We start from the raw sequence: 26,602 nt of genomic DNA on the forward strand, positions 1-26,602 counted from the left end.
GCGCTGCGTTCAGTGGTTGGTGGCCGCCGGCGCAAGCAGCTCGGCGGTGTCGGTGGAGTCGGTGGTGCCGGCCGATGCTGCAGCCGGGTCCTGCCCCTCGGCGTGCGGCAGGGCGTGGATGCGCACGTCGCCTCCGACGACGACGACCTCGTCGAGGTCGAGACGACGCATGTCGCCGATGGAGTCGACGCCGAGGTCGGCGACGGCGGCGCGGCCCCCGCCGAGCAGGGCCGGGGCGACATAGGCGTAGACGTCGTCGACGAGACCGGCGCGTAGGAACGCGGCGGCGAGCGTCGGACCACCCTCCAGCCAGACGTCACGAACTCCCTTGTGCCACAGTGACTCCAGTGCCTGGCGCGGGTCGCGAGTCTCCAGGTGGACCACCTCGCCGGGTGCCGCCCACACGCGGGCGTCGTGCGGCACCGGCCGCAGTCCCATCACGACGCGGAGGGGCTGGTCGGGCGCGAGCCCGCCGTCCGGCATACGCACCGTGAGTTGTGGGTCGTCGGCGAGCACGGTGCCCGTCCCCACGAGCACTGCGTCCCGCGTGCCGCGCAGCACGTGCACGTCGGCACGGGCCGCCTCGCCGGTGATCCACTGGCTGGTGCCGTCGGCGGCCGCGCTGCGGCCGTCGAGCGTCGTGGCCAGCTTCCAGGTCACGAGAGGCCGACCCAGCACCACCGTGCGCGCCCACCGGGCATTGAGCGCCTCGGCCTCCTCGGCCAGCACCCCTCCCATGACATGGACGCCGGCCGCGTGCAGCCGCTCGGCACCGCCCGCGGCGTCCGGGTTCGGGTCCGACTGGGCGAAGACGACGCGCGACACGCCGGCGTCGATGAGCGCCTCGGTGCACGGGCCGGTGCGGCCGGTGTGTGAGCAGGGTTCCAGCGTCACGTACGCCGTGGCATCCCGCGCCGCGCCGGCGGCCGCCTCGAGCGCCTCGATCTCGGCGTGCGGCGACCCGGCCCCGTGGTGGTGGCCCTCGCCCATGACCCTGCCGTCAGGGCCGACGATGACGCAGCCGACGCGCGGGTTCGGGTCGGGCCACGGCCCGGACGCGGCGAGCTGCAGCGCCCGTCGCATCCAGGCCGGTGCCGTGGAGTCGCCCATCGTCAGGCCGTCGTCGTTCCGGCCAGCTGGGGCTCGACGTCCTTGGTCTCGACGCGAGAGGCCTTGACCCACTGCGTGAAGCCGTAGACGACGAAGAGGCCGTAGAACGTGTAGAGCACCGCCGTGGGCACGTAGCCGGTGGCGAAGCCGAAGGGCACGCCGACGAGGTCGACGCCGATCCACGCGAGCCAGAACTCGTTCCAGCCGCGCGCCATGGCGTAGGTCGCGACGATCGAGCCGACGAAGATCCAGGCGTCGCACCAGTAGAACCACCACTCGGGCGTGAAGAAGGGGTTCGGCGAGAGGTTCCAGAGCCAGACGAACGCCTGGTGCACCACGACGGTGCCGACGAGCCAGAAGACGACGACGGCAACCCGCTCACGCGGTGTCGCCCAGCGCGGCGTGATGGCGACGCCGCTCCCGTCGTGGGCGTGGTTGAGGCGGCGCACCTGCGACCAGCGCCACCAGCCGTAGAGGCTCGTGATGATGAAGAAGACTTGGCGGCCGGCCTGCCCGAAGAGCGGGATGCGCTCGTCGGCGCCGAACACGGCCCCGAGGTACACGAAGAAGAGCATGACGTTGGCGACGATGCCGACCGGCCACGCCCAGACCCACCGGCGCATGCCGAGATAGGCGGAGGCGAGCCCGATGAGCACGCCGACCAGCTCCAGCCAGTGCAGCTGGTAGGGCCCGATCGGGATCGCGGCGTCGATGGCCTGCTGGAAGATGTTCTTCGTCTGGTCGGCTAGAGCCTGCATGTGGTGTTCGTCCTTGGTCGTTCGTCGGTGCACGGACGAACTCCGGGGTACTCCACACGCCCCACGTGGACCGGAGCCGACAACACATGCCGAAAACCCCAGACCACGACGGCCTGTCTCGCGCTGCCTCCCATCCGGACTTTCACCGTCGGTCCCGGAATTTCACCAGGTCAACCGGCCGCTGGATGCGGTCGGGTCGCGGACTTTAACCGCCGGCTCGGAATTACACCGACCCCGGAGCACGTACGGCCAGTATGCACCTGCGGGCCCCACGTGCACACACCGTGCCCACGTGACGGCGACCACGCCACTGACCGTCCGTCAAGATGTGACGATGACCGCCCCTCGACCGATCGCCGACGTGTCCGGCGCCGACTGGGTCGCCTCGCGCCTGCTGCCGTGGCGCATACCGGCCGGTGTTCCCGTCGGTGCCGTTGTGCCCACCGGCTTCGCATCCGTGGTGCGGGTGCTGCACCCTGCTGGTGGTCGCACCTGGGCCGACGTGGCGGCCACCACGGGTCGCACGGTGCATCTGCTCGCCCAGTGGTGCGGCATCTTCCCGCAGTTCACCGGCTCCTCCCGTTCGTCGGACATCGACCCGGAGGAGGGGTCGGTGCCGATGCCCACCCTGGGCGCGATCCTCGACCACTGCCCCGCCGACGGCGACGTCACGTATGCCGTGTGGTGCGGTTTCGGGAGCTGGCGACTCGACGAGGAGCCACCCACCGCACGCGTGGGCCGAGACTGTTTCCTCTTCGCGGCCCCGAAGTCCCCGATCGTCCACTGGCCCGGCATGGAGTCCTCGTGGGAGCAGTCGGCCAACGTCATCTGGCCGGCCGAACGTTCATGGTGCATCGCGACCGAGATCGACTACGACAGCACGCTCGTGGCTGGTCCCCGGTCCGTCACGGAGTCGATCCTGGGCGACGAGAGGCTCGAGGCGTACGAGGTCGGCTACGAGGACGACCCCAGCTGGGCCGGCGACACCATCAACCCCACGCCCACCTGGCTCGCTCGCCTCCGCTGAGACGTGACGGAGCGGCAGGCTCAGTGCCGGTGCGCGCTGGCGAGCGCGCGCAGCTCGTCGACGGCGTTCGCGGCGTCCTCGGCGCCGTAGACGGCCGACCCGGCGACGAACACGTCGGCACCGGCGTCGGCGCACTGCTCGATCGTGTCGGCGCTGACCCCGCCGTCGACCTGGATCCAGATCTCCCCGCCGTGCCGGCGCACGGCCTCGCGCACCTGCGCGACCTTCGGCATCTGGTCGGCCATGAACGACTGGCCGCCGAAGCCGGGTTCGACGGTCATGACGAGCACCATGTCGAGGTCGGGCAGCAGGTCGGCGTAGGGCGCGAAGTCGGTGCCCGGCTTGAGCGCCATGGAGGCTCGGGCACCCGCCGAGCGCAGCGTCCTGGCCAGGGCCCGGGGGTCGCGGGCAGCCTCGACGTGGAAGGTGACCGACTGGCAGCCGGCTTCGGCGTACTCCGGCGCCCACCGGTCGGGGTCCTCGATCATGAGGTGCGCGTCGATCGGGATGGGGCTGACCTTGAGCAGCGCCTCGACGACAGGCAGCCCGAGCGTCAGGTTGGGCACGAAGTGAGCGTCCATGACGTCGACGTGCGCCCAGTCTGCGTTGGCGATGCGGCCCAGCTCGGCCTCGAGGTTCGCGAAGTCGGCGGAGAGGATGCTCGGTGAGATCTGCACGCGCACAGCCTAGGGGCCGCGTGCAGCCGCACGCGTCAACCGCCGGAATGCCCGACCGCCTCGGCGCGTGACGCTGCCGCGGGCCGGCGACGGGTGTGCACCATGAGCACGAGCGCCGCGCTGATGAGCACGAGGTTCTTGACGACGAACTCCCCCGTCTGCGTCAGCAGCAACGGATCCGATTGACGGAACAGCAGATTCGGGGCCATCACGAACGTCAGGAAGGTCCCCCCGAGGTGCAGGACCATCACCGGGAGCACGACGCGCAACAGCAGTCCGGCGACGAGTCCCAGCCCGAGCAGCACCTCGGCTGCGCCGAGGACGGGCACGACCACCGACGGCGGCGCCCAGGGCAGCGTGGCAGCCACCAGCCGACCGACGGGCGACTGGTTGGTCACCTTCAGCAGGCCGAACCAGACGAAGAGCACGCCGAGGACCCCACGGAGCAGGGGGACGACGAGCGGTTTCAGGGTGTCGATGGCGCGGTCCTCGAAACCGTGCACGAGTGCAGCGATCCGCCTCTCCGCGCCGACCGGGCCGGCGACGACGGGACGGACCGTCGAGTGCGGGCGCAGGCCCGCGAGGCCGGTGTGGAACATGGACGTGGCTGGCTTCGAGAACACGTGATCATCCCCTTGGTGGTGCCGCCTCCCGGCAAGGCGTGACAGCCCTAGGGTGATCCCCCCACCTCAAGCAATTCTTAACCTCGAGCCAGACCCTCCTGGAACTGGAGTCAAACGAAAACCTATGAGCGGCAGACGCTTTCGCCCCGAAGGAAAACTAGTCACACGGTTGGCTTGCCCCACACCGACACGTGCGAGTCCGACTCGGAGGTGAACGGCGCTCGCGTCCAGTCGGCCCACCGGTCGCGCAACGTCAGCCCGGCGAGACGGGCCATGAGGTCGAGCTCGGAGGGCCACACGTAGCGGTGAGCCGAGGCCTCGTAGGTCGCGAACCGGCGGCCGGCGGAGTCCAGGCCCGCCTGCGTGAAGTGGTGCGAGACCAGGTGCTGCGTCACGACGTCGACGGTGTCCAGACCGACGTGCCGCTCCCCCACGTGGAAGGGGACGGCATACTGCCCCGGGGGCATTCGTCGCAACTGTGGCACGAACACCTCGATGACGAACGTGCCCCCGGGAGCGAGCTGTTCAGCGGCGGTGCGGAAGCATTCGACCTGCTCCTCCTGCGAGAGCAGGTTGGTGATGGAGTTGTAGACGAGATAGACCAAGCGATAGCCGCTGCCGACCCTCATGGTCGCCATGTCACCGATCGTCACGGGCATGCGGTCACCGCCCGGCTTGCGCCGCAGCTCGGCGACCATGGCCTCGGAGAAGTCGATGCCATGCACCTCGACTCCGCGCTGCTGCAGTGGCAGGGCGACTCGCCCCGTACCCACGGCGAGCTCGAGGGCCGGTCCGTCGCCGGCGAGCTCGTGCAGCACGTCGACCGTGGGGCCGAGGATCGCCGGGTCGAACATGTACGCCGACCCCGCGTCGTAGGTCGGCGCCACGCGCTCGTCGAAGGGGCTGGGGGCGAGGTCGTCCATCGCGTATGCCGTCACTCCCCCACCCTGCCCAGCCACGGGTGCCCGGGTCGAGGGAGTTTCCACGCGCCGACCGACACGACACCCGTTGGACATTGGGCACTCGACCAACGAGTGCCCAGTTCCCGACACGACACCCCGTCGGAAAATGCGCACTCGACCCACGAGTGCCCAGTTCCCGACACGACACCCCGTCGGAAAATGCGCACTCGAGCGTCGAGTGGGCCCTGTGCCGGTCAGTGCTTGCGCAGCAGGGCGAAGAACATCGCGTCGGTGCCGTGCAGGTGGGGCCACAGCTGGACGTACGGCCCCTCGCCGAGATCGTCCAGCGGGCGCCCGGAGGCGGTGACGAACAGGCCTCGGGCGTCGATGACCTCGATGTCGTCTCGCTTCTTGACGGCGTCGGCGACGACGAAACGGGTCTCGTTGAGGTGGGGGCTGCACGTCGCGTAGGCGACGAGACCGCCGGGCGCCGTGGCATCGATGCCGGAGGTGAGCAGCTCTCGCTGGAGGCCGGCGAGGGCGGCGACGTCGTCGGGCGTGCGGCGCCAGCGCGCCTCCGGGCGGCGGCGCAGGGCACCGAGTCCGGTGCAGGGTGCGTCGATGAGCACCCGGCTGAAGCCCTCGGGCTCCACCTCTCCGAGGTCGCGGCCGTCGCCCTCGCGCACCTTGAGACTGACGTCTGCGTCGCGCGCGGCGGCCCTGGCAGCCGACAGCGTCTGCCACACAAGGTCTGCCCGGTGCTCGCTGATCTCGTTGGCCACGAAGGGAACTCGTCGCTCGATGGCAAGGGCGGCGAGCAGTCCCGCCTTGCCGCCTGGTCCGGCGCACAGGTCGAGCCACCGCTCGTGCGTCGCCGCCTGACCTTCCACTTCTGCGGCTGCGAGGGCGAGCACGAGCAGTTGGGAGCCTTCGTCCTGCACGGCCGCCCGCCCGTCGCGCACGGCCGCGATCGCGCCCGGGTCGCCCTCGGGCAGAGTCGCGCCCACGGGGCTGAGACCGGAGCGCCGTGCGCCGTCGTGCTCGAGCTCGTCCAACGAGGCGAGCCCGGGTCGCGCGACGAGCGAGACCTTGGCCGGCTCGTTGTCGCACTCGAGGAGCGCCGTGAGCGACACGTCGACCGTCGAAGCCGAGGCCGTGCCGTGCCCGATGAGCGCCGCGCGCAGCGCCTTGGCGACCCAGACCGGGTGGGAGGTGCGCAGGGCCAGTCGCTCGACGGGGTCGTCGATCTCCTCAGTCACGAGCGAGACCCACTCGTCGGGCGCGCGCTCGCTGATGCGCCGCATGACGGCGTTGACGAAGCCCGAGGCCCCGGCACCGTTGACCTGGCGCGCGAGCGCCACCGTCTCGTCGACCGCCGCGTGGGTGGCGACGCGCATGCCGAGCAGCTGGTGGGCCCCGAGCCGCAGGGTGTCCAGCACGTTGCCGTCGATCTTGGCCACAGGCCGGCCCGCGGCCGAGGCGATGATCGAGTCGTAGAGCCCGGAGAGTCGCGTCGCTCCGTAGACGAGCTCGGTTGCGAAGGCGGCGTCACGGCCGCGGATCTGCTTGTCGCGCAGCAATTTCGGCAGAACGAGGTTGGCATAGCCACCATCAGCCACGTCGCGCATCGCGGTGTAGGCGACCAACCGCGCCGGGTCGGTGCGCCGGGCTCGTTCCGACGGACGCAGCTCGGACCGGTGGCCGGCCGACCGCTCTCGGGCCTGCGGTCGCTGGCGGTCGCCGCGACGGCCGTCACCTCGGCCGGGGCCTGGCCCCTCGCCACGACCTGCGTTGTGAGCGCCGGGTCGGCCGTCGTCGAGTCGGTCGTCACTCATCGCCGACTCGCTCGCCCGCGACGATGCGCATGCCGCGGGCCCAGTCGGCAGCCGCCATCAGCTTCTTGCCGTGGGCCTGGACCTGGCCCAGCCGCACCGGCCCCGTGCCGGTGCCGACGAACACAGCCTGCTTCGTCACGAGGAGTACACCGGGCGAGAGGGACTCGTGCGTCGGTAGATCGTCGGAAGACGCCACGCTCACCGGAGACACCTTGAGACGTTCGCCGCGAAAGGTCGTCCACGCCCCCGGTGCGGGAGTGCAGCCACGAACGAGCCTGTCGACCGCCAGAGCGGGGCGCTGCCAGGCGATGTGGGCGTCGTCGACCTCGATCTTCGGGGCGAGGGACACACCATCGGAGGGCTGGGGCTGCGCCACGAGCTCACCCGCCTCGAGCCCGTCGAGGGTGGCGACGAGCAGCCCGGCACCGGCGACCGACAGCCGCCCGAGCAGGTCGCCTGCGGTGTCCGTGGGTCGGATCGTCTCGGTCATCACCCCGAGCACCGGGCCGGTGTCGAGGCCCCGCTCGATGACGAACGTCGACGCACCGGTCACCTCGTCGCCGGCCATGAGCGCGCGCTGCACGGGTGCGGCACCACGCCAGGCCGGCAGCAGGGAGAAGTGCAGGTTCACCCATCCGAGGCGGGGGATCGTGAGCGCATCGGCGGGGATGAGGTTGCCGTAGGCCACGACCGGGCAGGCGTCGGGGGCCAGCTCGCGCAGCGTGTCGAGGAAGTCAGCGTCCTTCACCCGGGCCGGCGTGAGCACCGGCACGCCGAGCCCCTCGGCCCGGAGGCGCACAGGAGAGGGCTCGAGCCGCCGGCCGCGACCGGACGGCGCATCGGGTCGGGTGACGACGGCGACGAGCTCGTGGCTCGAGGCCGCGACCGCATCGAGGCTCGGCACCGCCGCGTCGGGGGTGCCTGCGAAGACGACTCTCATGTCACATCGCCCGGCCGAAGGTGGAGTGGGGGCTGATGCGCACCTCGGGCGGGTTGTCGGCGAACCACTCGGCCTCGCGGATCGCCCGCATCGCCTCGCGGCGGGCAGCCGGGTCGAGCCGGTCGACGAAGAGGATGCCGTCGAGGTGGTCGGTCTCGTGCTGGACGCAGCGCGCGAGCAGCTCGGTGCCCTCGAGGACGACGGGCTCGCCGTGCACGTTCTGCCCCTTGGCCACGACCGTGAGGGCCCGTTTCGTCTCGAACGCGAGCCCGGGGATCGACAGGCACCCCTCGGGTCCGTCCTGCTCCTCGTCGGAGAGGTCGAGCACGGGGTTCACGAGATGACCGAGCACACCGTCGACCCAGTAGGTGAAGACGCGGAGCCCGACGCCGATCTGTGGTGCTGCCAGCCCGGCGCCGGGTGCATCGAGCATCGTGTCCTCGAGGTCCTTGACCAGCACCCGCAGCTGCTTGTCGAAGTCGACGACCTCGGCGGCCGCGGTGCGCAGCACCGGGTCACCGAAGAGGCGGATGTCCTTGATCGACACGGAGACGGGTCCTTCACACGGGGTCGGGCGGGCAGCGCCGATTCTAGGCCCGCACCGCCCTGGCCGGCCCACCCCCGGCGTCCCGCTCGTCGCAGTAGGCCAGATGGTGGACGCAAGCCACGCGCCAGGCGGGACGTAACGGGGCGAATCCGGCACATCCACTGCACAAAACACACGAACGGGTGCACTCTGGGTGGCGCCGCCGAGCAGTCCCCCCGGCGGCCTCCACCCCCTCAGAGACCACGGAGAACCCCGATGCACCCTCTCCGCCCGAAGCTGCCCCGTCCTTTCCCCCACGCTCCGCGCACCAGCGTGGTGCGCCGCGTCCTGCTCGCCCTGGTCGCGACCGCACTGCTCGTCCCGCTCGGCGCGCCCTCGAGCGGGCAGGCCGTCTCCCGCACGACCAAACACTTCATCAGCAACCTTCGCGGGGCCACCGCCCCGAAGGCGCTCGGCTACAACGTCTTCGACACCGGCGCCTCCGGCGTCGCCGCCCTGCCGTCCGGCGTGCAGGCGCTGGTGTGGCTCGGCCAGAAGTGCCCGACACCGGCTGACGCAGCCTTCCGGGCGACCGTGGACCGGTTCGCCACGGACCGCAGGGTGTTCGGCTACTACCTGTCGGACGAGCCGCACGTCGCCGACTGCCCGCGCGCTGCGGCGGCCCTCGCCAGCCGAGCGGACTACATCCGGGCCAAGAGCCGCGGTGCCCAGAAGTCCTTCATCGTGCTCTCGCGCGTCGCCGACTACAGCGCCTTCCGCCCGGCGGCGACCCACGTCGACCTCGTCGGCATCGACCCCTACCCGTGCTCGGTCGCGTCGCCGGGCTGCCCGGTGACGAAGATCCGCGACAAGGTCACCGCCGCCCGCAGGGCGGGCATCCCCCTCGCCGCGATCGTGCCCGTCCACCAGGCGTTCGGACAGCAGAAAATCGCCCGCGGATACTACCGGCTGCCAACGGCCGCGCAGATGCGGGCGATGCTCGCCGAGTGGGACCGTCTCGTCCCCTCTCCGGTGATGGACTACGCGTACGGCTGGTCGCACCAGTCGTCCTCCAACCCCACGCTGGCGGACTCGCGCTCCCTCCAGACGGTGCTCGCCACCCACAACGGGGTGGTCGCGCGATAGGTCCCGGCCCGGTCAGGCCCTCGCGTCGAGGGCCTGACCGTCGGGGCCGGCGACGGGCGCTACGTTCTGGCCACCCGTGCCACCCATGCCACCCGTGCCACCCGTTGCGCCCGGGCCACCGGTCGCGTCGGTCGCGTCGCTGTGGGCGAGATCGCGGACCGACCCGGACAGGAGCGCCGCGAGCGAGATCGCCACGTAGACGACGGCGCTGATGACCATGAGCGTCTCGACGTCGACGGTCGTCGCGAGCCAGCCGTAGAGGAACGTGCCGATCGGGATGGCGACGAACGACCCGAGGGCGTCGTAGCTCGAGACCCGCGAGAGCACCGAGACCGGCACGTGCTCGTGCAGCGCGGTGTTCCAGCCCACGCCGAAGATCTCCGTCGCGGCGCCGGCGAGGAAGAAGCCGACGGCGACGGGCACGAGCGCCGGGGCCACCCCGAGGAGCACCATCGGGACGGCGAGCACGCAGATCGCGATCATGCCGGCCCGGAGCGGGTGGCGCAGCCGTAGCCGCAGCATGACGACCGTCATGAGCACGGTGCCCACCGCCTCTGCGCTGAGCACGAGACCCCAGCCCGCCTCGCCGATCGCCTCGCTGGACTTGGCGATGAGGGGGCCGAGCACCCCGATGACACCGGTGTGGATGGCGTTGGTCAGACCGAAGGCGAGCACGACGACCCACAGCCACTCGCGACTGGAGAACTCCCCCCAGCCCTCACGCAGCTCGCGGACCATGGAGTGCCGGCGTGCACGCCCTTCCTCCGAGCGCCGCTGGAGACCGACACGGGCCAGGCAGACGATGGCGACGGCATACGTGAAGGCGTCAGCGGCAAGAGCCCAACCGGGCCCCACGCCGACGACGAGGAGGCCGGCGACGGCAGGTCCGATGATCGACAGCCCGCTGCGGCTGAAGGAGAGGAGCGCGTTCGCCTGCTGCAGCCGCGAGCGGTCGACCACGAGCGGGACGACACCCATCATGGCCGGCATCGTGAACGCCGACACGGCACCGTTGACGCCTTCGATGACCGTCAGCTGGGTCAGCGTGGCGTGCCCGCTGATGATGAGGGTCGCGGCGAGCGCCTGGGTGAGGCAGGTGAGCACGTGGGACACCTGGAGCACGACGATGCGCGAGAACCGGTCGGCGACGACGCCTCCGACCAGGAGGAACACGACGAGGGCGAGGGTGCGCACGCCGAGCACCTGCGCGAGCGCCCCGGCCGACTGGTCGATGTGCAGCACGGCGAACGCGAGCGCCACCGGCACCATGACCGACCCTGCGGTCGAGACGGTGCGAGCGGTGAAGTACCACGCGAACCGCCGGTCGCCCAGGACTCCGACCGAGTCCTGCACCTTCATCGCGACCCCTCCTGCTGCTTCTTCGACTTCGGCTCACCCGAGAGCCGGAAGGCGGCGATGGACAGCGCTGCCCTCACGGTCCCCTCGGTGCGTGGCGGTCGCGCGGAGGCGTGCAGCAGCGCGCTGGCCTCGTCAACCAGGGCGGTGACCCGCTCCCACACGTCCGGCTCGACCCAGAGGTCGGCATCGGTGAACCGGCTCCTCGTGCCCTGCTCGCGCTCGGCGAAGCGACGCGGGATCATGTCGGCGAGCACCCGCACGTAGGCAAGACGGTCGTCGTCGTGCCCGGCCTGCGGGCGGACGACCGGGACGTCCCACGGGTGGCGGTACTTCTTGGCTCGTCCCCCGCGCACCGTCTCCTCGCCGGCGATCTCGAGCAGCCCGGCTGCCTCGAGCAGACGCAGGTGGTAGCTCGCGTTGGCCTGCGTGACGTCGAGCTCCCGGGCGACCTCGGCCGCGCTCAGCTCGGCGCCGGTCAGCAGCGAGAGCATCTGCAGCCGCAGCGGGTGGGCGGTGGCGCGCAGCTCGCTGATACGCTCTTCCTCCAAAGACATGTTTGGGAGTATGCCGCCTGGCCACGTCAACCGTCAAGCATCTCTTTGGGGGTTGTGCCGCTCAGGGCTGGGAGTACGCCAAATGCACCACGCCACTGTCATAAGCCTCCGTCTCGGCGAGTGTCAGGCGTACCGGTTCGTCGTCGGTGAAGAGTCGCTCGCCCACCCCGAGCACCACGGGGAACACGAACAGGTGCAGCCCGTCGACGAGTCCGTCGCGCAGCATGGCCCGGACGAGGGTGCCGCTGCCACTGACGTAGAGCGACCCCTCGACCTCGTCGCGCAGCGAGCGGATCGCGTCGGGGTCGTAGCCGCCGATGACCCGCGAGTTGTTCCAGTCGGGATCGCGCAGGGTCGTCGAGACCACGTTCTTGCGGGCGCCGTTGAAGAAGGAGGCCCCAGGGTCGTCGGCGTCGCTGCGCGCCGACCACGCCGGGGCCGAACATCTCGTACGTCCGACGCCCCAGCAGCAGCTCCGAGCCGGGCCCGGTCAGGCGGCCGATGGCCTCGCCCATCTTCGGGTCGAAGGGGTACTCCGCCGTCCAGCTCGGGGTCTCGTAGACCCCGTCGAGCGAGATGAACTCGTGGACCTCGATGCGTCCCATGTCATGTCACCTCTCGGACGAGCCCACTCGTGCGTGGATCGGTGCTGCTGTGGGTGTCGACGCGTGCCACGTCGAAGGTGAAACCCTGGGCGCGCAACCTGTCGGTGAGGGCGTCACCGAGCGCGGTCGCAGGCGTGCCGACCCCGGTGCGACGGGGGATGCCGTCGTCGGTGGCCAGGGCCAGGGCCGTCTCGCCGAACATGATCGCCGTGCCGCCGTAGCCCGGGTCGTAGTCGGCACCGACCCTCGTGCGGTAGTGCGCACCGGTCGTCGTCGTGGCACGGATGTCCATCTGGAAGCGGCCCGCGGCACGCGCAGCGGAGTCGGGCCCCTCCCCCGCCTTCGGCAGGAACCGGTCGAGGACCGCTCGTGTGGGTGTGAACGACAGGCCGGCGACGACGCCGCCGAGACCGACGGCCATCCCGCCGGCCATGAGCGGCGACATCGGGCCCGACCCGAAGTCGGTCACCTCGCGATAGCGCAGCTCGCGCCCGTAGGACCAGTCGCTGAGCGTGTTGGACAGCCGGACGATGCGCGTGTTGAAGGAAGCCATGACGAAGGGCCCCGTCCACCGGCCCGTGCCGGGGTCGCGGTCGATCGGCACCAGGCGGCGCAGCCTGCCCAGCACCCCTGACGGCGCCCGGCGCCCCGACGACGGCTCTTCTGGGCGGCGGGGGCTCAAGGCATACGAGTCACCGAGCACCCGACGGGCCGAGGCGTCGGCACGGGCGGTGATGGCCTGCTGTCGCATCGAGTCGACGGTTCCGCCCGAGAAGCCGCCCTTCATCGACCGGACGAGCAGCGTCGTCTCGGCTAGCGTGCCCTGGCCGTCGGCCGCCGCCTGCTCTGCCGTCGTGAGGACGCCGAGGTCCGAAGGGATCGAGTCGAAACCGCACGCGTGCACGATGGCCGCCCCGGTCTCGCGCGCCCGGACGTCAACCTCGTCGAGCGACCACCGCACGAAGAGCACCTCGCCCGTGAGGTCGGCGTAGTGGGTGCCCTGCTCGGCGCAGGCACGGACGACCTCGGTGCCGTAGGTGAGGTAGGGGCCCACGGTGCTGGCGAGCACACGGGTGCGAGCCGCGAGGGCGCGCAGCCCGGGCGCGTCGGTGGCGTCGACCGCCACGACCTCCCACGACGCGGCGCGTTCACCGAGCTCAGCGCGCAGCGCCTCGAGCCTCGGCCGCGACCGGCCGGCGAGGGCCACCCGGATCTCGGGACCGGCACGGCGGGCCAGGTGCTCGGCGGTGAGGGCCCCGACGAAGCCGGTGGCGCCGTACAGGACGATGTCGAGCTCGCGTGCAGCCATGGCCGCCATGCTGCCACGCGAGGGACGGCGGTGGCCGACAGCAGCAGCGTGACGCGCTTCGCGTCAGAAGGTGTCGAGCGGGTCGACCCGCACCGCGACGACGTCGGTCTCCTTGCGGGCCGAACGGAACGCCTTGAGCGCGAGCATCGCCCGCGTGAGGGCTGCCGTCTCGGCCGACGGCACCCGCACGAGCACGTGGTGGTCGGCGGGGGCGCGGTCGGCGTCGCCGTCACCCGACCCGCGACGCCCCCCGGCGCCCACGAGAGGCACCGGCCCGAGCACCTGCGCGCTGCTCGGGAGGTCGGCCTGCTCGAGGGCCTCCTCGAGCGGGCGACGCCCACCGGTCAGCTGTGCGACGCGAGCGGCGGGTGGAAGACCGAGCTCGCGGCGCTCGGCGAGCTCACGGGAGGCGAGCCAGGCGGGGTCCCAGCGCACGAGGGCCTCGACGGCGGGGAGGGCGACGGCCTCGGGTGCCCCGCACAGCACCACGGCCCGACCTTCGCGGGCCAACGCCGCGGCGGCCATCCAGCGCCGCAGCGCCTCCAGCGGCGCGTCGAGCACCGGGAGGTCCAGGCTCGCCCAGGCGTCGAGGAGCAGGACGGCCGTGTAGCCGCCCTCGGCCACGGGCTCGGCCCCCGGAGTCGCGATGACGAGCGCCGACTCGCGACCGACCGCCGAGAGGACCTCGCCCGAACCCGAGGTGTGCACCGGGAAGCCGGGGAAGGCGCGGCCGATCTCCTCGGCCGTTCGCCGGGCGCCGGTGATCGACGACCGCAGGCGACGCGACCCGCAGTGCCCGCAGGAGAAGCCCTGGTCTGGGATGGCCAGCCCGCACCAGCGACACGCGGGGGCGGCTCTCGACGCCCCGACCGCCACCGGGCCCTGGCACCGGGTGCACCGCACCGGCGTGCGGCACTCGGCGCAGCTCAGCGACGGCTGGTAGCCGCGGCGGGGCACCTGGACGAGAACGGGTCCGTCGACGAGGGCGTCCTTCGCCACTCGCCAGGCACGCGACGGGATGTGGGCACGCGCCGACGGTCCGTCGCGTTCCTCGTCGGCTCCCTCACCGGCGATCGTCACGCGAGGCGCGGCCGACCGCAGGGTCGGCGCATCGGCCTCGACAGGCACCAGGGCGCCGTCCTCGACGTCGACCTGGACGCGCAGGCTCCGTCCGAAGCCACCCGTCAGCAGTGCGGCGCCCGTCGCCCGCGCCCGCAGCGTGAGGACGACGCCGACGTGGTGGTACGGCGCGCGCGGCTCGGCGAGCAGGTCGTCGCCGTCGTCCCAGCAGGCGACGAGGCCGAGGTCGTGCACCGGCGCGAACGCCGCGGCCCTGGTGCCGATGACGACCTTGACGTGGCCGCGGAGCACCTTGAGCCAGGCGGTGTAGCGCGCCTGCGGCCCCTGGTCGGCCGTGAGCCGGACATGCCGACCCTTGCCGAGCAGTGTCGTGAGCGCGGCATCGAGCCGGTCGACGTCGCGATGGTCGGGCACGACGAGGAGGGCACCGCGCCCGCTCGAGAGGGCGGTCGCGGCGGCGACCGCGAGCGCGGCCGGCCAGTCGGCGTCACCGGACCGGCCGGGCAGGGCGCTCCAGGCCGCGGCAGGGCCCTCACCAGCCGCGAGACGGCGCAGCCAGGCGGGACCGGCGGGATAGCCGACCCAGGCGCCGGGGTCGGGGGCCGGCACCGGCTCCTGCGGTGGACAGTCGAGGGCGAGCGCCTTCTCGGCCGTGGCGTGACGCTTCGGCACGGCCAGGCGCAGGACGTCGCTCAGCGTGCCGGCATAGCGATCGGCGACGGCGCGCGAGAGGGCCAGCACCTCGGGGGTCAGGACCGCCTCGGGGCTGACGACGCGGCGCAGCGGCGTGAGGCGTCCGTCGTGCTGCGGCGCGTCACGGCGCTCGACGACGAAGCCGTCGAGCTCGCGACCGGAGAAGCGCACGCGCACCCGCGCTCCGGGCACGGCATCGGCATCGAGCTCGGCGGGCACGGAGTACTCGAAGACACGGTCGAGGTGGGCGAGCGGGGTCTCCACCACGACGGCAGCGACCGGCCCCAGGGCCGGTCGCTGGGTCGTCTCGTCGTCGTCCCCCACGGGGGCGACCCTAGCCTCAGCCGGCGACGGCGGCCCGCAGGGCCTCCACGCGGTCGGTGCGCTCCCACGTGAAGGGGTTCTCGACGCCGTCGGCCTTGGTGCGGCCGAAGTGGCCGTAGGCGGCGGTCGGCTTGTAGATCGGGCGCAGCAGGTCGAGGGCCTCGACGATGGCGGCCGGGCGCAGGTCGAAGACCGACGTGATCGCCGCCTGGATCGAGTCGACCGGCACGGTCTCGGTGCCGAACGTCTCGACGTAGAGGCCGACCGGCTGCGCCTTGCCGATGGCGTACGCGACCTGGACCTCGCAACGCCGGGCGAGGCCCGCGGCGACGATGTTCTTCGCGACCCAGCGCATGGCGTACGCGGCCGAACGGTCGACCTTGCTGGGGTCCTTGCCGGAGAACGCGCCACCACCGTGGCGGGCCATGCCGCCGTAGGTGTCGACGATGATCTTGCGGCCGGTGAGGCCGGCGTCACCCATGGGCCCGCCGATCTCGAAACGACCGGTGGGGTTGATCAGCGCACGGTAGGAGCTGACGTCGAGGTCGGTGCCGCTCTCGCGCAGCTCGGCCAGGACGGGATCGATGACGTGCGCCTTGATGTCGGGCTCGAGCATGCCGTCGAGCGACACGTCGGGCGCGTGCTGCGTGGACAGCACGACCGTGTCGAGCTTGACGGCGCGGTCGCCCTCGTAGGCGATCGTGACCTGGGTCTTGCCGTCGGGGCGCAGGTAGGCGAGCTCCTCGCTCTTGCGCACCTGCGTCAGGCGCTCCGACAGGCGATGCGCGAGGAAGATCGGCAGCGGCATGAGCTCGGCGGTGTCGTCGCACGCGTAGCCGAACATCAGGCCCTGGTCGCCGGCGCCCTGCTTGTCGAACTGGTCCTCGTCGGCCCCGGTGCGGTGCTCGTGGGCCGTGTCGACGCCCTGTGCGATGTCGGGCGACTGCGCACCGATGGAGATGGAGACCCCGCACGTACGCCCGTCGAAGCCCTTCTGCGAACCGTCGTAGCCCACGTCGAGGATCGTCTGGCGCACCAGCTTGGGGATCTCGACGTAGCCCGTCGTCGACACCTCGCCCGCGACGTGCACGAGGCCGGTGGTCACGAGCGTCTCCACGGCGACGCGCGCGTGGCTGTCCTCCGTCAGCAGGGCATCGAGGATCGAGTCGCTGATCTGGTCACAGATCTTGTCGGGGTGACCCTCGGTGACGGACTCGGACGTGAACAGACGTGCGGACACTTGCTCTCCCTGGCTCGGGTGCGTGGGTGGTTGGCGTCGTGCGCTGGTGGCGCAGCCGCATTTGGGGTGAGAGTCTAGTGCTCAGCCCAGTGACGTCGAGATGGCGTCCCAGAGGGCGTCGGCGACGGCGTCCTTGGTGGCCGGACCCACCGTCGTGACCTCGTCGCTGCCGCGCCGCAGCAGGTGGACGGTCGTGACGTCCTTGCCGAACGTCAGGTCGGGTCCGACCTCGTTGACGACCTGCAGGTCGCTGCCCTTGCGCGCGAACTTGGCTCGAGCGTGGTCCATGACGGAGCCGTCGGCGTCGCCGGTCTCGGCAGCGAACGAGACGATGAACGGCGTCCGCGAGCCGCGCTCGGCGCGGGCGGCCACCAGGCCCTTGACGATGTCGGGGTTCTCCACGAGCTCGACCCGCAGACCGGTGTCGGGGTCGGACGACTTCTTGATCTTGCTGCCGCTCACGGTGGCGGGGCGGAAGTCTGCGGGCGCTGCCGCCATGACCACGACGTCGGCCCCGTCGGCCGCCGCGTCGACGGCCCGCTGCAGCTCGAGCGTCGTCTCGACGGGCACGACGTCGATGCCGTCGGGCACGGCCAGCGAGACGTTGGCGGCCACGAGCGTGACCTTGGCCCCGCGCTCTGCAGCGGCGCGGGCGATGGCGATGCCCTGCTTGCCCGACGAACGGTTGCCGAGGTAGCGGACCGGGTCGAGGGGCTCGCGCGTGCCACCGGCCGAGACGACCACCCGCCGCCCCTCGAGGTCCTGCACGGCCGAACCGACGGCCTCGGCGTCAGCGCCCGGCGAGCTCACCACGACGCCACCCGCGCGCTCGACGATGGCGAGGCAGGCGGCATACAGCTGCTCGGGCTCGGGCAGGCGGCCCGAGCCGGTGTCCTTGCCGGTCAGCCGGCCCACAGCCGGCTCGATGACGTGGGCGCCACGGGCCCGCAGGGTGGCGACGTTGGCCTGGGTCGCCGGGTGCTCCCACATCTCGGTGTGCATGGCCGGCGCGAACGCGACCGCGCACCGCGCGGTGAGCAGGGTGTTGGTGAGGAGGTCGTCGGCGAGACCGTGCGCGGCCTTGGCCAGCAGGTCGGCCGTCGCCGGCGCCACCACGACGAGGTCAGCCGACTGGCCGATACGCACGTGCGGAACCTCGTGCACCGAGGTCCAGACCTCGGTGCTGACCGGCTTGCCCGACAGGGCGGACCACGTCGGCGCTCCCACGAAGTGGAGCGCCGCCGCGGTGGGCACCACGGTGACGTCGTGGCCGTTCTCGGTGAACAGGCGCAGCAGGGAGGCTGCCTTGTAGGCGGCGATCCCGCCGCTCACCCCGAGGACGACACGCATCTGCGGCACCGGCCGGCCCTGGGGGCTCAGGCCTCGGTCGGCTCGGAGGTGAGCAGGCCCTCGTTGATCTCGCGCAGCGCGATCGACATCGGCTTCTCGTGGACCTCGGTCTCGACGAGCGGGCCGACGTAGTCGAGCAGGCCCTCCTGCAGCTGCGAGTAGTACGCGTTGATCTGGCGGGCGCGCTTCGCGGAGTAGATGACGAGCGCGTACTTCGAGTCGGCGGCGGTCAGGAGGTCGTCGATCGGCGGGTTGGTGATGCCGATGGGAGCAGCCTGGGTACCGGACACAGTGATCTCGTTTCGTTGGTTTGAGCGGTCTCTGGTGCGTGCTGCGCGGCCGGGCGGGGCGCGGTGGCGACCCGCCGCACGGCACACATCACGTCGGGACTCACCTCTCGGCGCGTCCCGATCTCATCAATGATACGAGTTCTTCGCTGGCACGACGAACATCGTCGTTCACGACGACCTCGTCGAACTCGCTCTGCGCGGCCATCTCGGCGGTGGCGGTGGTGAGCCGGCGCTCCCGCTCGGCCTCGTCCTCGGTGCCTCGACCGACGAGCCGGCGGACGAGCTCGTCCCAGCTCGGCGGGGCGAGGAAGACGAAGAGCGCGTCGGGCCAGGTCTCGCGCACCTGCCGCGCACCCTGCAGGTCGATCTCGAGGAGTGCGTCGCGGCCCTCCCGGATGACGCGCTCGACGGGTCCGCGCGGCGTGCCGTACTTGGCGGCCCCGTGCACGACGGCATGCTCGAGGAACTGCCCCGCCTCGACGAGCCGGTCGAACTCGTGGTCGTCGACGAAGTGGTAGTGGACGCCGTCGACCTCGCCGGGGCGCGGACGGCGGGTCGTCATCGACACCGAGAAGGCGACGCCGGGGAAGTGCGTGCGCACGTACTCGGCGATGGTGCCCTTGCCGACGGCGGTCGGGCCGGCCAGCACGGTCAGACGGCCGCGCGGGCGCTCGGTCTGCTCCGGCCGCTCGGTGCGTTCGGCCGCGTCGTGACGTGTGGGCCCCGGGGTCGGCTCAGTCGACATCACGGCTTCTCGAAGCGGCGCAGCAGCGCAGCGACCTGGTTGGCCCCGAGGCCACGCACCCGGCGCGACTCGGCGATGCCCACCTCGGCCATGATCGCTCTCGCGCGCACGCGGCCGACGCCGGGCATGGACTCGAGCAGCTCGGTGACCTTCATCTTGCCGATGACCGCGTCGGCCTTGCCGTCCTCGAGCACCTCGGCGAGCGAGCCGCTGGAGTACTTGAGCCGGTTCTTGACCGCGGCCCGCTCCCGTCGTGCGGCGGCAGCCTTCTCGAGTGCTGCGGCCCTTTGCTCGGGGGTGAGCGGTGGTAGCGCCACGGTCTTCGGTCTCCTCGCTGCCTGCGGGGATGCCCTTGCGCCCCCGCCGTTCATCACGTCTCGCGTGTTGTCTCCGCCCGAACCTAGCGATCTGCCGGTGCGTGCCGCAACGCGGGGGCGGGGCGACCGGGCGGGCTAGCTCCCGAGATCGACGCCGCACGTCTCGCGAGCGTGCGTCTCGATGCGTTTGGCGGAGCTCTCGAACCCCTCCAGCTGCTTGGTCAGCGCACCGAGGTCGGGGTGCGCCACCGTGAACTTCGCGAAGAGGGTGTGCAGTGCCTGCCAGTCCTGCCGAACCTCGTCGGGTGCCTCCTGCTCGATGCTCGTGACGGTGCGCAGGAACCTGGTGGCGGCAGCCGGGTCGGCGAGCGAGGCGCCGGCGTCCTTCCACTCCGTCTGGGCCGAGGCCAGGGCGTCGCAGTAGCGCCAGGTGGACGACGACGAGCACGCCCCGAGGACGGTTGACGCCAGGAGCAGGGCAGCCACGACCGGCCGTGCGGTCCTGTTGCCGGTCGTTCGCATGGGCACACCGTAGGGGTTGTCGGCTTCTGGCGAAGGGGTGTCAGGGCTGCCGGGTCAGGACAGGTCGATGTTGCAGGTCGACTTGGCGTGCGTCGCGATCTTCGTGCTGGCGGCCTGCATCTTCTCCAGCGCTCCGGCCATGGCGCTCGTGTTGCCGGCGGCTGCCGTCTTCACGAAGTCGACGAAGTCACCCCAGGACGACTTCACCTCGGCGGGCGCTGCGGCCCGGATCTTCTCCAGGACACCGAGCCCCTGCTCGAGGGCCGCCTTGTCGGTGATCTTCGCCGACATCGACTCGAGGTCCTTCTGACCGCTCCTGAGGGCGTCGCAGTAGGCCGCCGCCTCCCCCGAGGCCGACGTAGCTGCTGTGACCGACGTGGCCGCCGTCGCGCTGGACGACGACCCACCGCCGGTGGTCGCCGGCGGAGCGCTGCCGGAGGCGCAGGCGCCGGCGAGCGGGACCACCGCCGCGACGGCAGAGACGGCGAGGGTTCGGCGAAGGGACATCGTGTGAGTCACACTGGATTCATACCCGAGCAGACCGAGGCGGAGTCCTGCCCTGAGCCGGCTGGGTCAGCCCCGCAACGTGTCGGCCACCCGCTCGGTCTGCGCCACGAGGTGGCGAGGCTCGGGGCCGGCGCCGAGGATCTCTCGGCTCGAGGCCGCGAGCACCTGACCGCGGGCAGCACCGAAGGTCGAGCCGAGCGACGCGACGGTGCCACCCTGGGCACCGAAACCCGGGGCCAGCACGGGCGTGGCCGCACCGACGAGGTCGAGGTCGAGGTCCTGCACCGCGGTGCCCACCGTGGCCCCGATGACGAGGCCGACGCTCCCGAGCTCACCACGGGCGCGGKCGGGGGCGTTGTCACGGCCCGCTCCGTGCACGATCGACGCCGCGACGGACTCGCCGTCCCGAACGGCGTGCTGCACGCTCGCCCCCTCCGGGTTCGAGGTGAGTGCGAGCACGAAGAGCCCGCGGCCGGTCCGGTCGGCGAGGTCGATCGCGGGTCGAAGCGACTCGTAGCCGAGGTAGGGGCTGACCGTCAGGGCGTCGGGGGGTGCGACGGCGTCGGCGCCGAGAAAGGCCTCCGCGTATGCCGTCATGGTCGACCCGATGTCGCCGCGCTTCGCGTCGAGGATCGTGAGCGTGTCGGCCTCGCGCAGGTCGGTGAGCACCCGCTCGAGCACGGCGACACCCCGGCTGCCGAACACCTCGAAGAAGGCCGACTGGGGCTTCACCGCCGCGACGCGGCCGGCGAAGGCCTCGACGCAGGTCAGGGCGAAGCGCTCGAGGCCCCGCACGTCGTAGGTCAGCCCCCACGACTCCACGAGCCCGCGGTGCGGGTCGATGCCCGCACAGAGGGGCCCGTGGGCTCGCATGGCGTCGTGCAGGAGCGCTCCGAAGGGCTGCGTCATGGGTCGGTCTCCGCTCAGCGGTCGTGGGTGGGGCGAACGGGCTGCCGTCACCGGTCGTGGGCGACGGCGACGGCGTCGGTGAACCGGTCGAAGCCCCTGGCCTCGAGCAGCTCGCACAGCTCGCGCAGCACCCGGACCGGCGCGGACGGGTCGTTGAAGACCACGGTGCCGACCTGGATCGCGCTCGCCCCGGCGGCGACGAGCTCCAGGGCGTCGCGGCCGGTGCGCACTCCCCCGACGCCGATGATTGGCACGGTGGGGATGCGGCCCTCGAACATCGCCTGGCGCACCTGCCAGATGGCCCGGACGGCGACCGGCCTGATGCCGGGGCCCGACAGGCCGCCGGTGACGCCACCGAGCTGCGGGCGCATGCGGTCGGTGTCGATGACCATGCCCAGCAGGGTGTTGATCATCGTCAGGCCGTCGGCACCGGCCTTGACGCAGGCCGCCGCGATCGCCGTGATGTCGGTGACGTCGGGGCTCAGCTTGGCGAAGACCGGGATGTCTCGCGGGAGCTGCTCGCGCACCAGGGCGATGACCTTGGCCGAGGCCATCGGGTCGCAGGCGAAGACGAGGCCGCGGTTGGCGACGTTGGGGCACGAGATGTTGACCTCGACACCGACGACGGCGTCGAAGGCCCGGCTCGCCCGCAGGGTCGCCGCCACGTGGGCGTACTCGGTGCTCGAGCTGCCCGCGATGGACGGCAGCACGCGGGCGCCGACGGACTTCAGCCAGGGCAGGTCCTCGTCGACGAACGCCTCGATGCCGGGGCCCTGCAGGCCGATGGAGTTGAGCATGCCCGACGGGGTCTCGGCCATGCGCGGCGTGCCGCGGCCCGAGCGCGGGTCGGCCATGACCGACTTCGTCACGAACGCGCCGAGGTCGGAGACGTCGAAGAAGCGGTGCAGCTCCTTGCCGTTCGCGGCGCAGCCCGACGCGGTCATCAGGGGGTTGGGCAGGCGGTGGCCGCCACCGAGGTCCACGGAGAGGTCGACCATCAGCGGGCACTCACCTTCGGGGCTCCGACGGCATCGTCCGGGACCCGGGCGTGGCCGCCGTCGAAGGCATCCCACCTGACGCGGTCACCTCGGAAGACCGGGCCCTCGACGCACGAGCGCACCATGCGCGTACGCCCGTCGGAGCCCACCACGGGCATGACGCAAGTCATGCAGACACCGATGCCGCAGGCCATCGACTCCTCGACGGCCACCTGGGCCACGGCGTCGTTGGCCTCGGCGACCCTGGTGATCGACTCGAGCATGCCCATGGGGCCGCAGCCGTAGACGACGGCCGCCTTGGTGCGGTCGATGATGTCGGGCAGCACGTCGCTGACCCAGCCCTGCTGGCCGGCCGACCCGTCGTCGGTGGTGACGGTGACACCGTCACAGCTGCGCCGGGCCTCGACCACGCCGAAGAGGCGGTCCTCGCTCGCAGCGCCGAGCACCATCTCGACGTGGCAGCCGCGCTCGCGCAGCTCGCCCGCGAGCCAGAACAACGGGGCGCTGCCGTAGCCGCCGCCGACGAGCACGCACGCGACCGGGTCGGTGGGCAGCGGGAACGCCTTGCCGAGGGGTCCGACGACGTCGATCGAGTCGTGCGGTGCCCGCTCGACGATCCAGCGGGTGCCCGCCCCGACGGCGGAGACGACGATCTCGACGGTGCCGCCGTAGGTGCCGCTCGGGCTCACCTTGTGGATCGAGAACGAGCGGCGCAGCAGGTTGCCCGAGGACTCGCCACCGACGGCGAGCGCGACGAACTGTCCGGGGCGGGCCAGCTCGGCGACCCCCGGGGCGACGAGCGTGAGGTGCTGGTAGGCGCCCACCCGGCGGGTGGCGATGACCTCCGCGACCTCCTGGGTCACCCGGGCGCGCAGGTTCCGGTCCGTCGCGGGTGTGGTCACCGGATTGGTCACGGGGCCGGTCACGCGGTCGCTCCCGTCCCGACGAGCGCGTCACGGCGTCCGTAGAGGTCGAGGTCACGGGCGTGGTCCTGCAGGGACTTGACCCGGATCTCCTCGGTCAGGCCGGCCTCGATGCCGAGCACGGCCGCCGCGAGAGTGGCGATCGTGGTGATGATCGGCTTGTCGGCGCTCGTGGTCGCGGCACGGATCGCGTAGCCGTCGGCGCGGGCGTCCTGCCCCGAGGGCGTGTTGACGACCATCTGCACGGTGCCGTCGAGGATGAGGTCGACGATCGACTTCTCGCCCGGGGCGTCGTCGTCACGCTCGGTGATCTTGCGGACCACCGTCGCCTCGATGCCGTTGCGCTTCAGCACTGCTGCCGTGCCGCGCGTGGCGAGGATGGTGAAGCCGAGGTCGACGAGGCGCTTGACGGGGAAGAGCATGGCGCGCTTGTCGCGGTTGGCCACCGACACGAAGATCGCGCCGGACCGCGGCAGCGCCGAGCCGCCGCCCTGCTGGGCCTTGGAGAAGGCCGAGCCGAAGTCGACGTCGATGCCCATGACCTCGCCGGTCGACCGCATCTCGGGGCCGAGGAGCGAGTCGACCGCGACGCCCTCCTTGGTGCGGAACCGCTTGAACGGCAGGACGGCCTCCTTGCAGGACACGGGAGCGTGGTCGGGCATCCGTCCCCCGTCACCGGTGGGCGGCAGCATGCCCTCCTCGCGCAGCTCCTTCACGGTCGCGCCGAGCATGACCCGGGCCGCCGCGCTGGCAAGGGGCACACCGGTCGCCTTCGCGACGAACGGCACGGTGCGCGAGGCGCGCGGGTTGGCCTCGATGACGTAGAGGATGTCCTGTGCGAGGGCGAACTGGACGTTCATCAGGCCGCGTACGCCGATGCCCTCGGCGAGCTTGCGCGTCGCGACCCGCACCCGCTCGAGCTCACCGTCACCCAGCGTCGCCGGCGGCAGCGTGCACGAGCTGTCGCCGGAGTGGATGCCGGCCTCCTCGACGTGCTCCATGATGCCGCCGAGGTACATGTCGTCGCCGTCGAAGAGGGCGTCGACGTCGATCTCGATGGCGTCGTCGAGGAACCGGTCGATCAGGATCGGGTGGTCCGGGCTCGCCTCGGTGGCCTTCTCGACGTAGGTGACGAGCGAGTCGTCCTCGTAGACGATGACCATGCCGCGGCCACCGAGCACGTAGGAGGGGCGCACGAGCACCGGGTAGCCGATCTCACGGGCGACCGCCAGCGCCTCCTCGGCGCTGAAGGCGGTGCCGTGCTTCGGCGCGATGAGACCCGCCTTGGCCAGGACCTGGCCGAACGCGCCGCGGTCCTCCGCCAGGTGGATCGCACCGGGCGGAGTGCCGACGATGGGGACGCCCTCGTCCTCGAGCGCCTGCGCGAGGCCGAGCGGGGTCTGGCCGCCGAGCTGCACGATGACCCCCGCGATCGGGCCCGCCTGGCTCTCGGCGTGGATGACCTCGAGCACGTCCTCGAGAGTCAGCGGCTCGAAGTAGAGCCGGCTGCTCGTGTCGTAGTCGGTTGAGACCGTCTCGGGGTTGCAGTTGACCATGACCGTGTCGAATCCCTTGTCGCGCAAGGAGAACGACGCATGCACGCAGGAGTAGTCGAACTCGACGCCCTGCCCGATGCGGTTGGGGCCCGATCCGAGGATGATGACCGCGGGACGCTCGCGCGGCGCCACCTCGGTCTCCTCGTCGTACGAGCTGTAGTGGTACGGCGTCGTCGCGGCGAACTCGGCCGCGCACGTGTCGACGGTCTTGTAGACCGGGCGCACTCCCAGAGCGTGGCGCACGCCGCGCACGACGGCCTGCGGCATACGCCTGATGCTCGCGATCTGGGCGTCGCTGAAGCCGTGCCGCTTGACGAGACGCAGCAGCTCCGGTGTCAGCTGGTCGGCGTCGGCCAGCATCGCCGCGACGTCGTTGATCAGCGCCATCTGGTCGAGGAACCACGGGTCGATGCCGGTGGCCTCGTGGACCTCCTCGACGGTGCAGCCGCCCCGAAGTGCCTGCTGCACCAGCACGATCCGGCCGTCGGTGGGCACCTTGGCCTCCTCGAGGGCGCGCTCGGCAGCGACCTTCGTGAGCTCGCCCTCCCAGTGGAAGCTCGCGCCCTTCTTCTCGAGGGAGCGCAGCGCCTTCTGGAGGGCCTCGGTGAAGTTGCGGCCGATCGCCATCGCCTCGCCGACCGACTTCATCGTCGTCGTCAGGGTCGGGTCGGCAGCCGGGAACTTCTCGAACGCGAAGCGCGGCACCTTCACGACGACGTAGTCGAGCGACGGCTCGAAGCTCGCCGGGGTCTCGCGGGTGATGTCGTTGGGCACCTCGTCGAGGGTGTAGCCGATGGCCATCTTCGCTGCGATCTTGGCGATCGGGAAGCCGGTCGCCTTGGAGGCGAGGGCGCTCGAGCGCGAGACGCGGGGGTTCATCTCGATGACGATGATGCGGCCGTCGACCGGGTTGACGGCGAACTGGATGTTGCAGCCGCCGGTGTCGACGCCGACCTCGCGGATGACGGCGATGCCGATGTCGCGCAGCCGCTGGTACTCGCGGTCGGTCAGGGTCAGGGCGGGCGCGACGGTGATCGAGTCACCCGTGTGCACGCCCATCGGGTCGAGGTTCTCGATGGAGCAGACGACGACGACGTTGTCGGCATGGTCGCGCATGACCTCGAGCTCGTACTCCTTCCAGCCAAGGATCGACTCCTCGAGGAGCACCTCGGTCGTCGGGGAGTACTGCAGCCCCTGGCCGCCGATGCGGCGCAGGTCGGCCTCGTCGTAGGCGAAGCCCGACCCGAGCCCACCCATGGTGAACGACGGGCGCACGACCACGGGGTACTTGAGGTCCTCGGCGGCCGCGAGCAGCTCGTCCATGGTGTGACAGATGATCGACCGGGCCGACTCCGCCCCGCAGCGCTCGACGACGCCCTTGAACTTCTCGCGGTCCTCACCGAGCTCGATGGCCTCCACGTTGGCGCCGATCAGCGGGCAGCCGTACTTCTCGAGGACTCCGCTGTAGTGCAAGGAGATGGCACAGTTCAGGGCCGTCTGGCCACCGAGCGTCGCGAGCACCGCGTCGGGGCGCTCCTTGGCGATGATCGCCTCGACCACCTCTGGCGTGATCGGCTCGACGTAGGTGGCGTCGGCGAACTCGGGGTCGGTCATGATCGTCGCCGGGTTGCTGTTGACGAGGATGACGCGGATGCCCTCCTCCCGCAGCACGCGGCAGGCCTGGGTACCGGAGTAGTCGAACTCGCAGGCCTGGCCGATGACGATCGGCCCTGACCCGATGACGAGCACGCTCTGGATGTCGGAACGCTTCGGCACG

The 26,602-nt window shown here is 71.6% G+C and carries 26 protein-coding genes and 1 riboswitch; of the genes, 2 read left to right on the plus strand and 24 right to left on the minus strand.

Features of this window, described 5'->3' with window-relative positions; translation table 11 throughout:
- Positions 1-9 precede the first annotated feature (9 nt).
- Both ribD and pnuC read right to left on the minus strand, forming a co-directional pair.
- On the minus strand, positions 10-1,110 hold the full coding sequence (ribD, locus tag AC1DE0_RS14215; RefSeq protein WP_478101603.1) for a bifunctional diaminohydroxyphosphoribosylaminopyrimidine deaminase/5-amino-6-(5-phosphoribosylamino)uracil reductase RibD: 1,101 nt from the start codon (positions 1,108-1,110) through the stop codon (positions 10-12).
- 2 nt (positions 1,111-1,112) lie between these two features.
- The gene (gene pnuC, locus AC1DE0_RS14220) at positions 1,113-1,868 is read right to left on the minus strand and encodes a nicotinamide riboside transporter PnuC (protein WP_478101605.1); all 756 of its coding nucleotides are present in this window, start codon (positions 1,866-1,868) and stop codon (positions 1,113-1,115) included.
- 117 nt (positions 1,869-1,985) lie between these two features.
- Positions 1,986-2,114, minus strand: a riboswitch (FMN riboswitch).
- A gap of 88 nt (positions 2,115-2,202) precedes the next feature.
- On the opposite strand from pnuC, the gene AC1DE0_RS14225 reads away from it, so the two are divergent.
- On the plus strand, positions 2,203-2,895 hold the full coding sequence (locus AC1DE0_RS14225) for a hypothetical protein (protein ID WP_478101607.1): 693 nt from the start codon (positions 2,203-2,205) through the stop codon (positions 2,893-2,895).
- 20 nt (positions 2,896-2,915) lie between these two features.
- Here AC1DE0_RS14225 and rpe read toward each other — a convergent pair whose 3' ends face one another.
- From rpe to def, 6 genes are all read right to left on the minus strand, one after another.
- Positions 2,916-3,572 (minus strand): ribulose-phosphate 3-epimerase, encoded by a 657-nt coding sequence (rpe, locus tag AC1DE0_RS14230; protein WP_478101609.1) that lies wholly within the window; start codon positions 3,570-3,572, stop codon positions 2,916-2,918.
- A 35-nt stretch (positions 3,573-3,607) separates the two neighbouring features.
- Positions 3,608-4,195: a DoxX family membrane protein gene (locus AC1DE0_RS14235; protein WP_478101611.1), complete on the minus strand. Its 588-nt coding sequence runs from the start codon at positions 4,193-4,195 to the stop codon at positions 3,608-3,610.
- 161 nt (positions 4,196-4,356) lie between these two features.
- Positions 4,357-5,118: a class I SAM-dependent DNA methyltransferase gene (locus tag AC1DE0_RS14240; protein ID WP_478101765.1), complete on the minus strand. Its 762-nt coding sequence runs from the start codon at positions 5,116-5,118 to the stop codon at positions 4,357-4,359.
- A gap of 233 nt (positions 5,119-5,351) precedes the next feature.
- Positions 5,352-6,932: an RsmB/NOP family class I SAM-dependent RNA methyltransferase gene (locus tag AC1DE0_RS14245; protein WP_478101613.1), complete on the minus strand. Its 1,581-nt coding sequence runs from the start codon at positions 6,930-6,932 to the stop codon at positions 5,352-5,354.
- Positions 6,925-7,872 carry a methionyl-tRNA formyltransferase gene (gene fmt, locus AC1DE0_RS14250; protein WP_478101615.1) on the minus strand — a complete coding sequence of 316 codons (948 nt, stop codon included), beginning with the start codon at positions 7,870-7,872 and terminating at the stop codon, positions 6,925-6,927. Before fmt ends, AC1DE0_RS14245 begins: the two co-directional genes overlap by 8 nt.
- A gap of 1 nt (position 7,873) precedes the next feature.
- Complete coding sequence (gene def / locus AC1DE0_RS14255; protein WP_478101617.1) at positions 7,874-8,419, minus strand: peptide deformylase; 546 nt, start codon at positions 8,417-8,419, stop codon at positions 7,874-7,876.
- Positions 8,420-8,674: 255 nt separating this feature from the next.
- Between def and AC1DE0_RS14260 the strand changes: the two genes are divergently transcribed.
- On the plus strand, positions 8,675-9,544 hold the full coding sequence (locus tag AC1DE0_RS14260; protein ID WP_478101619.1) for a hypothetical protein: 870 nt from the start codon (positions 8,675-8,677) through the stop codon (positions 9,542-9,544).
- 12 nt (positions 9,545-9,556) lie between these two features.
- Here the strand turns inward: AC1DE0_RS14260 and AC1DE0_RS14265 are convergent, their stop codons facing one another.
- The 16 genes from AC1DE0_RS14265 to carB all read right to left on the minus strand — a co-directional run bounded on the left by AC1DE0_RS14265 (position 9,557) and on the right by carB (position 26,601).
- Positions 9,557-10,903 carry an MFS transporter gene (locus AC1DE0_RS14265; protein ID WP_478101621.1) on the minus strand — a complete coding sequence of 449 codons (1,347 nt, stop codon included), beginning with the start codon at positions 10,901-10,903 and terminating at the stop codon, positions 9,557-9,559.
- On the minus strand, positions 10,900-11,457 hold the full coding sequence (locus AC1DE0_RS14270; protein WP_478101623.1) for an ArsR/SmtB family transcription factor: 558 nt from the start codon (positions 11,455-11,457) through the stop codon (positions 10,900-10,902). The genes AC1DE0_RS14265 and AC1DE0_RS14270 overlap by 4 nt, the downstream gene beginning before the upstream one ends.
- A 61-nt stretch (positions 11,458-11,518) precedes the next feature.
- Positions 11,519-11,824: a dihydrofolate reductase family protein gene (locus AC1DE0_RS14275; protein ID WP_478101625.1), complete on the minus strand. Its 306-nt coding sequence runs from the start codon at positions 11,822-11,824 to the stop codon at positions 11,519-11,521.
- 239 nt (positions 11,825-12,063) lie between these two features.
- The gene (locus tag AC1DE0_RS14280) at positions 12,064-13,371 is read right to left on the minus strand and encodes a saccharopine dehydrogenase family protein (protein WP_478101627.1); all 1,308 of its coding nucleotides are present in this window, start codon (positions 13,369-13,371) and stop codon (positions 12,064-12,066) included.
- A gap of 63 nt (positions 13,372-13,434) precedes the next feature.
- Positions 13,435-15,468, minus strand: coding sequence for a primosomal protein N' (locus tag AC1DE0_RS14285; RefSeq protein ID WP_478101629.1), 2,034 nt, complete (start codon positions 15,466-15,468; stop codon positions 13,435-13,437).
- Between the two features lie 16 nt (positions 15,469-15,484).
- The gene (metK, locus tag AC1DE0_RS14290; RefSeq protein ID WP_478101631.1) at positions 15,485-16,708 is read right to left on the minus strand and encodes a methionine adenosyltransferase; all 1,224 of its coding nucleotides are present in this window, start codon (positions 16,706-16,708) and stop codon (positions 15,485-15,487) included.
- 81 nt (positions 16,709-16,789) lie between these two features.
- Positions 16,790-18,058: a bifunctional phosphopantothenoylcysteine decarboxylase/phosphopantothenate--cysteine ligase CoaBC gene (coaBC, locus tag AC1DE0_RS14295; protein ID WP_478101767.1), complete on the minus strand. Its 1,269-nt coding sequence runs from the start codon at positions 18,056-18,058 to the stop codon at positions 16,790-16,792.
- 26 nt (positions 18,059-18,084) lie between these two features.
- The gene (gene rpoZ / locus AC1DE0_RS14300; RefSeq protein ID WP_478101633.1) at positions 18,085-18,348 is read right to left on the minus strand and encodes a DNA-directed RNA polymerase subunit omega; all 264 of its coding nucleotides are present in this window, start codon (positions 18,346-18,348) and stop codon (positions 18,085-18,087) included.
- Positions 18,349-18,448: 100 nt separating this feature from the next.
- A complete protein-coding gene (gene gmk, locus AC1DE0_RS14305; RefSeq protein WP_478101635.1) occupies positions 18,449-19,093 on the minus strand; it encodes a guanylate kinase in 645 nt (214 codons plus the stop codon).
- Positions 19,093-19,410 carry an integration host factor, actinobacterial type gene (gene mihF, locus AC1DE0_RS14310; protein ID WP_386052696.1) on the minus strand — a complete coding sequence of 106 codons (318 nt, stop codon included), beginning with the start codon at positions 19,408-19,410 and terminating at the stop codon, positions 19,093-19,095. Before mihF ends, gmk begins: the two co-directional genes overlap by 1 nt.
- Before the next feature lie 135 nt (positions 19,411-19,545).
- Positions 19,546-19,932 carry a hypothetical protein gene (locus tag AC1DE0_RS14315; RefSeq protein WP_478101638.1) on the minus strand — a complete coding sequence of 129 codons (387 nt, stop codon included), beginning with the start codon at positions 19,930-19,932 and terminating at the stop codon, positions 19,546-19,548.
- 54 nt (positions 19,933-19,986) lie between these two features.
- Positions 19,987-20,439, minus strand: coding sequence for a hypothetical protein (locus tag AC1DE0_RS14320; protein WP_478101640.1), 453 nt, complete (start codon positions 20,437-20,439; stop codon positions 19,987-19,989).
- Between the two features lie 66 nt (positions 20,440-20,505).
- Complete coding sequence (gene pyrF, locus AC1DE0_RS14325) at positions 20,506-21,348, minus strand: orotidine-5'-phosphate decarboxylase (RefSeq protein ID WP_478101642.1); 843 nt, start codon at positions 21,346-21,348, stop codon at positions 20,506-20,508.
- A 47-nt stretch (positions 21,349-21,395) separates the two neighbouring features.
- Positions 21,396-22,346: a dihydroorotate dehydrogenase gene (locus AC1DE0_RS14330; RefSeq protein WP_478101644.1), complete on the minus strand. Its 951-nt coding sequence runs from the start codon at positions 22,344-22,346 to the stop codon at positions 21,396-21,398.
- Positions 22,346-23,248: a dihydroorotate dehydrogenase electron transfer subunit gene (locus AC1DE0_RS14335; RefSeq protein WP_478101769.1), complete on the minus strand. Its 903-nt coding sequence runs from the start codon at positions 23,246-23,248 to the stop codon at positions 22,346-22,348. The genes AC1DE0_RS14330 and AC1DE0_RS14335 overlap by 1 nt, the downstream gene beginning before the upstream one ends.
- Before the next feature lie 20 nt (positions 23,249-23,268).
- A complete protein-coding gene (gene carB, locus AC1DE0_RS14340; protein WP_478101646.1) occupies positions 23,269-26,601 on the minus strand; it encodes a carbamoyl-phosphate synthase large subunit in 3,333 nt (1,110 codons plus the stop codon).
- Position 26,602: the final 1 nt, after the last annotated feature.

This window comes from Terrabacter sp. 05T424, from assembly GCF_056396225.1.